This is a genomic window from Armatimonas sp. (assembly GCF_043760365.1).
GTDB lineage: Bacteria > Armatimonadota > Armatimonadia > Armatimonadales > Armatimonadaceae > Armatimonas.
On sequence record NZ_JAYUPA010000125.1, the window covers coordinates 1 to 6313 of the forward strand.

Sequence of the window (6313 nt, forward strand, 5' to 3'; positions counted from 1 at the left end):
CTCTCACCCTACCGCCCGTCGGACGCCAGCGACGCGATGAAGGCCATCGAGGCCAACGGCGGGCTGGACAAGATCCATCTCGCGTTCTACAAACAAGAGGATTTGGGCAGCGACGGTGTCTGGGATATCTGGCGGCTGGAGGGTCCCGCACTCGTCTGGCACTTCCGAGGTGCGCCCCATGTCCACACCTGGGTCAATATCGCTAAAGATGCCAAGCTCGCGGATGGGCATATCTAGGACTTTCTCTGCACACGATGAACCAGAGCACCCCACCCTACGCGCCGCTGCATGGGGGGAGCTTCACTGCTCCTCCCGTTCCCGAGTCCCCCGACCCGCTGGTCGCCTACCGCTGGGCAAACCCGCAGTCCCCGGATCCGTTTCAGGTCTATGAGCTTCGGCCCAAGGCCGTCTCCACCGACACGCCCGCGTCGTTTGGCAATCTCAAGTCGCTGACACGGAAAACCGCGGACGTGACGGTTCAGGGCACGGGCAGGGTTCAGCTTGATTTTGGGGTGGAGAGCGCCGCCTGGATCGAGTTTGATAGCCCGGACTGCCCCGGTGATATCGAAGTGAGTATCAGCGAGTACAACGAGCCTGGGATTGACAAAACGGGCATCGTCAAGTGGCTCAGTGAGCAGGTGCTGGGAATCACTCCCACCTCTCCTGGGTTTGCCACCTACGCGATCTTGCCGCATCTCGGCACGACGCTCACTCATGTCTCGGGGGCAACGCCCACGCCCCACGGCGAGCTGAGTGCTCACTTCGATCTTGTTACCGGCAAGGGCCAGCTCATCGCGCCACCGGGAACGCTCGGGCAGCTCGGGGTGCCCAAGGCAGGACGCAAGATCACGCGCATTCTGATCAATGGCAAGCCTGCCTGGGATGGGCGCTTTCAGCCGCTTCCCGGGATCGCAAGTGCGCGTGAGGACGACGAATTTGTGCTCTTTGAGGGCGTCGGGCCGGGCACCTACAGTGTCCGCACAAGCTACATGGGTCGTCCGCTCAAGCCTGCGCTGGTAGCGAAAGAAGTCTATCTGGGGCGGTTGGTGAAGACGGATATAGTAACACGCGGGAGCTGGGGAGGTGTCTATGGCCGCGACGGCTACGTGCTCTGTGGCCAGGAACCTAAAGGCATGGACAAGCAGGTTCTGCCTTCGTATGTGCGCTCGCTGGACTTCTTCCGGGCGTTCCCCAAGGCGGGGCGTCCCGATACCACGGTCTGGGCCGCGTCCACCACGAACCCCAGTGCGCTCGCACCCGATCCTGGCAATGCGGAGATGCGCAGCGCGACGTGCCTCTCTAACAACGACCAGACCATGACCGTCACGATTGGAATCGAGGGCACTCGCAAGTTCCAGTTGGCGCTGTATTTTATAGACTGGGAAAGCCACGGGCGACGTGCGGCGGTCGAGATGTTCGACGCGGCCAGCCTGCGCCTCATCGCCCCGGTCAGCGTGGTTCGTGGTCATGCAAAGGGCGTCTATCTAGTCTTCGAGTACGATCACTCGGTGAAGTTCCGCTTCGATAAGATTCGTGGCGATCTGGTCACACTCAGAGGGCTTTTCTTTGACTCCCCTGGAAAGTAGAAAGAGGTACTGATGAAAGTTCAATGGCCGCAGGAATATTGCTTCTTTGGACGCTGGGATCTACGCAAGCCCACGTCTGCTGTCACTGTCAATAGCGGCAGCTATGTTCGGGCACGCTTCTCCGGCACCAGTCTTCACGCGTCGTTTGATGTCTCGCTCAATCAGCGGCACTGCGAGTGCACCCCGCAGGGCTCGTTTCCGACAATCGCCTGGCAGATAGATAACGGGGTGTGGCAGGAGGCCGAGCTTGCCGTGGCGGTTAAGCTGGCGGAGGGGCTTGCTCGCGGCCCCCATACCGTGATGCTCCTGGTGCGTGGCCTTGATGAGCACCAGAGCCGCTGGAGACCGCCACTGGTGGCTAGCGTGACATTTACCGGCTTTACGCTCGCTAAAGGCGGGAAGCTGGAGCGTGCGCTGCCGCTGTGGAAGAAGCCTGCTCTGAGTATTGAGTTTCTGGGCGATAGCATCACGGAAGGGGTGATCGTCAATGAGGGGCGTGCGGGCGTGGTTGCTGGGATTCCCTTTACCTGGCCCTGGCTCGCCGATGCACGTCAGTCCTATGTGGGGCAGACAGCTCTCGCACTCGGGGCGGAGTGGCGGCAAGTGGGCTTTGGGGCGACGGGCCTAGCGCGGGCAGGCAGCGGGGGAGCTCCTGGGGCGCTGGAGGCGTTTAACCTCTTTCACGCTGGCTGTCCCCGCGACGATTGGCAGCCCGATGTGGTGGTTGTGAACCAGGGAACCAACGAGTCGTCGCTACCGCCTCATGAGTACCACCGCCTCTACGCACGCTATCTGTCTCTGATTCGCACGGCCTATCCCACGGCAAAGATTGTCGCGCTGCGTCCGTTTATTGGGGCGCAGGAGGCGAGCATCAAGGCCGTCGTGTCGGCGTATAACGCCGCAGGCGACTCCAGAGTGTATTATTTAGATACCACCGGCTGGTACAATGGGCCCCTACATCCCCAAATCGCTGGAAGCGCCGCGCTGGCGGAAAAGCTCGTGAATGCCTTGAAATCTGAAGTGCTGGCCACTTCCGTCCCTCGGAAATAATCTCATGAAATCAATGTATGATGTTGCTTACTGGTTTCCCGCGGAAGAGTTCGCCGCCCGTCGGGAGCGTGTTTTCGACCAGATTGGTCCTGAGGCATGTGCGCTGATCCAAGGCGGTGGTCCGGTTCGCGGCTTTGAGGTCTTTCGTCAGACCAATGAGTTTTTCTATCTCTGCGGTGTCGAGACTCCTCAGGCGTATTTACTACTCGATGGCAAGACCCGCACCGCCACCGTCTTTGCCCCGGAGACGGAGCATCCCCTTGAGGCTCTCGAAGACGCCCTGAAAAGTGTCTCGGTGCTCTACACGCCCTTTGCGCCGCCTGAGGGGCGCGTGGAGTGCCGCGATGTCTTGCAGCTCTATGCAAAAACAGTGGCCAAAGACCCATGGGACGGAGAGATCTGGCGCTCGGCACGCTTTCGGGCGCGGCTGAGCGCGGTGCTCCCACGGGCCGAGCTGCGCGATCTGACACCGATTCTCGATGCGCTTCGTGTGATCAAGAGCCCCCGCGAGATCGAGCTGATGCGCTACACCGGAAAGCTTACGGGGCTTGCAGTGAAGGCGGCGATCCAGGCGACTCGGCCTGGCCTGCGCGAGTACCAGCTCGGCGCGATTGCGGATGGCCTCTACCGCGACGGTGGCGCACGCCGCGAGGGCTACTGCGCGATTATTGCTAGTGGAGCCAATATCTGGGACGGTCACTACAACCAAAACGACTGCCTGCTCACCGACGGCGACCTCGTGCTGATGGACTACGCGCCCGATGTCTGCAACTACACCAATGATATTGGCCGCATGTGGCCGGTTAACGGCACGTTCAGCGCCCAGCAGCGCGAGCTCTACGGCTTTATCGTGGAGTACCACAAGGCCCTGCTCAAGCGCCTCCGCCCCGGTGCCATGCCACGCGAGATTCTGGCGGAGGCCGCCGAGGAAATGCGCGTGGTTCTGGATCAGACCACGTTCTCCAAGCCGATCTATGCCGATGCCGCCCAGAAGGCACTGAGCTTCCGGGGGCATCTCTCCCACCCGGTTGGTATGGCGGTGCACGATGTGGGCTCGTACTTCGACGTGCCGATGCAAGTCGGATTGGTGATCTCCATAGACCCCATGCTCTGGGTTCCCGAGGAGCAGCTCTATATCCGTGTGGAGGACACCATCGTGGTCACGGAGACAGGGTGTGAGGTCTTGACCGGCCATGTCCCGTTTGAGATCGCCGAGATCGAGGCGCTGATGAAAGCCAACATACCGCTTGCCAAAGAGCTGTAGATCAGGTTAAATCCTAGTGAAGAAGCAATGATGCAAAACACTCTCACCGTCGCAATAGTGGCACTTCTGGGACTCAGTGCCCTGCCAACGGCAGGGCAGAAGCCACTGTCGGCCCAGCGGGGGCAGGTGGTGCTACAAAAAAACTGCCTGAGCTGTCATGGTGACGCGAAGCTCGGGGGGCTTGACCTGCGTCAGCCTCTAACCCGTGCAAAGCGAGATCGCCTTTATCGTGTGGTGTCAGGTCTGGAAAAGCTCCAGATGCCACCCGGAAAGCGCCTCTCTGCCGAGGAGATCTCTTCAGTGAAGAGCTGGGTCGCTGCGCCGACGCCGCTCGTTGCCACTGCAACCCACTGGGCGTTTCTGCCCGTGCAGGCCCGCTTGGAGCCGCCCGTTGAGCAGAGCGGCTTAGACGCATTTCTGCTGGCAAAACTAAAGGACAAGGGGCTGGGTTTTTCAAAAGAGGCCGATAAGCGCACGCTCATCCGGCGCGTCAGCTTCGATCTGAGCGGTCTGCCGCCCACGCTAGGCGAGACTGCGGCGTTTCTGACCGACACGAAGCCTGGTGCCTACGAGCGTGTTGTGGAGCGTTTACTGGCAAGCCCTGCCTACGGCGAACGGCAGGCGCGGCGCTGGCTTGACCTGGCACGCTACGCCGACAGTGAGGGCTTTAAAGGCGATGAAATGCGCCCGACCGCTTGGCGCTACCGGGACTATGTGGTGCGTAGCTTCAACTCGGACAAACCCTACGACCGATTTGTGAAGGAGCAGCTCGCGGGCGACGAGCTCTGGCCGGGCGATCCTGAGGCACTCCTCGCGACGGGCTTTTCGCGGCACTTCCCCGATGAGAGCAATGCCCGAAATATCCCGCTACGTCGTCAGGAGATTCTCAATGACATTACTGATGTAACGGGCTCGGTGTTTCTGGGGCTCACCGTCGGCTGCGCCCGCTGCCACGACCACAAGTACGATCCCGTTCCCCAAAAAGACTACTACCGGCTCCAGGCTTTCTTTGCCGCCGTCCGCCCCCGCACCGACTTGGTGCCGCTCCCCGCAAGTGAGCGTGTCGCGCGGGAGCAGGCTCTCACGGCCTGGGAGGAGAAGACCCGCGAGACGCGCACGGCTCTGGAGACCCTCGAAAAGCCCGTGCGCGAGCGGCTGGCGAAGGGCAAGCTGGAAAAATTCCCCGAGGATCTAAAAGAAGCCGTCACCACGCCGCCCGAGAAACGCACGTCGCGGCAGTGGGTTTTGGTGCATCAGGTGAACCCGCAGATCGAGCCCACGGAGGGCGAGGTGACCGGGGCCATGGAAAAATCCAAGCCCGAGGTGAAGACACCCTGGGCAGAGCTGACCCAAGTCCTCAAGAAAGATCTTAAGCCCGCCGCCCTGCCCACCGCGCTAGGGATTACCGATGTTGGCCCCGATGCGCCTAAGACGTTTCTTCTCACCGGCGGCCTCTACGACCAACCGGGGCCGGAAGTAACACCAGGATTTTTACAGGCACTGGGCGGTGGCGATGCACGCTTCACGGCCTCACCGACCTCCACGGGCCGTCGCGCGGCGCTTGCAAACTGGATCACCTCGCCTCGTAATACACTGACAGCGCGCGTGATGGTCAACCGGCTCTGGCAGCAGCACTTCGGGCGCGGGCTGGTGGGAACGGGCAATGATTTTGGCGTGGCCGGGGAGCGCCCCACCCACCCGGAGCTGCTGGACTGGCTCACGGAGCGCTTTATCCACGACGATGGCTGGAGCTTGAAAAAACTCCACCAGCGCATTGTTCTTTCTATGGCCTACCGCCAGAGCGCCACGCAGAACCCCAAAGCCACGAAGCTCGACCCGGAGAACACGCTGCTCTGGCGCTTTCGGCGGCAGCGCCTGGAGGGGGAGAGCATTCGCGATGCCCTGCTTGCCGTGTCCGGCCAGCTTAACTCCAAACAAGGCGGCCCGGGCGTGATGGCGGAGCTACCCGCCGGGCTGACCACGACGGGCTACTGGAAAGAAACCACCGAGCTAACCGAGCGCAACCGCCGCAGCCTCTATCTCTTTGTCAAGCGCAACCTACGCTACCCGCTCTTTGAGGCTTTTGATTTTCCCGACACCCACGAGCCCTGCGCCCGTCGCTCCCAGACCACCTCGCCGCTGCAGGCGCTACTCTTGCTCAACGACACCACGGCGCTGCGCCTCGCCAAAGCCTTCGCCGAGCAAGTCGAAAAAGAGGCAGGAGCGGATCCTGTCACTCAGATAACGCAGGCTTGGGAGCGGGCCTACAACCGCCCGCCTCAGCCCGACGAAATCACTCGCGCTGTGGCATTTCTCAAGCAAAGTAATCTCACGGAGCTCTGCCACGCGCTTTTTAACACCAACGAGTTTCTCTATGTGGAGTAGACCATGCCAATGACACGCCGTGAACTGT

4 protein-coding genes and 1 pseudogene are annotated in these 6313 nt (G+C 61.3%); all 5 read left to right on the plus strand.

Annotation, left to right across the window (positions count from 1 at the left end; all coding sequences use genetic code 11):
* A pseudogene (locus ACH2EH_RS03315) lies at positions 1–237 on the plus strand (hypothetical protein); the annotation flags it as partial.
* 17 nt (positions 238–254) lie between these two features.
* Complete coding sequence (locus ACH2EH_RS03320; protein WP_395138946.1) at positions 255–1586, plus strand: alpha-L-rhamnosidase C-terminal domain-containing protein; 1332 nt, start codon at positions 255–257, stop codon at positions 1584–1586.
* 12 nt (positions 1587–1598) lie between these two features.
* Positions 1599–2636 carry a GDSL-type esterase/lipase family protein gene (locus ACH2EH_RS03325; RefSeq protein ID WP_395138948.1) on the plus strand — a complete coding sequence of 346 codons (1038 nt, stop codon included), beginning with the start codon at positions 1599–1601 and terminating at the stop codon, positions 2634–2636.
* 4 nt (positions 2637–2640) lie between these two features.
* Entirely contained in the window at positions 2641–3900 is a 1260-nt protein-coding gene (locus ACH2EH_RS03330) for an aminopeptidase P N-terminal domain-containing protein (protein ID WP_395138950.1), read from the plus strand.
* Positions 3901–3927: 27 nt separating this feature from the next.
* Positions 3928–6285 (plus strand): DUF1553 domain-containing protein, encoded by a 2358-nt coding sequence (locus ACH2EH_RS03335; RefSeq protein ID WP_395138952.1) that lies wholly within the window; start codon positions 3928–3930, stop codon positions 6283–6285.
* Positions 6286–6313 lie beyond the last annotated feature (28 nt).

Excerpts from the sequence above, each read along its gene's own strand:
- ACH2EH_RS03320 (WP_395138946.1), top strand. The coding sequence starts at position 255 with ATGAACCAGAGCACCCCACCCTACGCGCCGCTGCATGGGGGGAGCTTC.
- ACH2EH_RS03335 (WP_395138952.1), top strand. The coding sequence starts at position 3,928 with ATGATGCAAAACACTCTCACCGTCGCAATAGTGGCACTTCTGGGACTC.
- ACH2EH_RS03325 (WP_395138948.1), top strand. The coding sequence starts at position 1,599 with ATGAAAGTTCAATGGCCGCAGGAATATTGCTTCTTTGGACGCTGGGAT.
- ACH2EH_RS03330 (WP_395138950.1), top strand. The coding sequence starts at position 2,641 with ATGAAATCAATGTATGATGTTGCTTACTGGTTTCCCGCGGAAGAGTTC.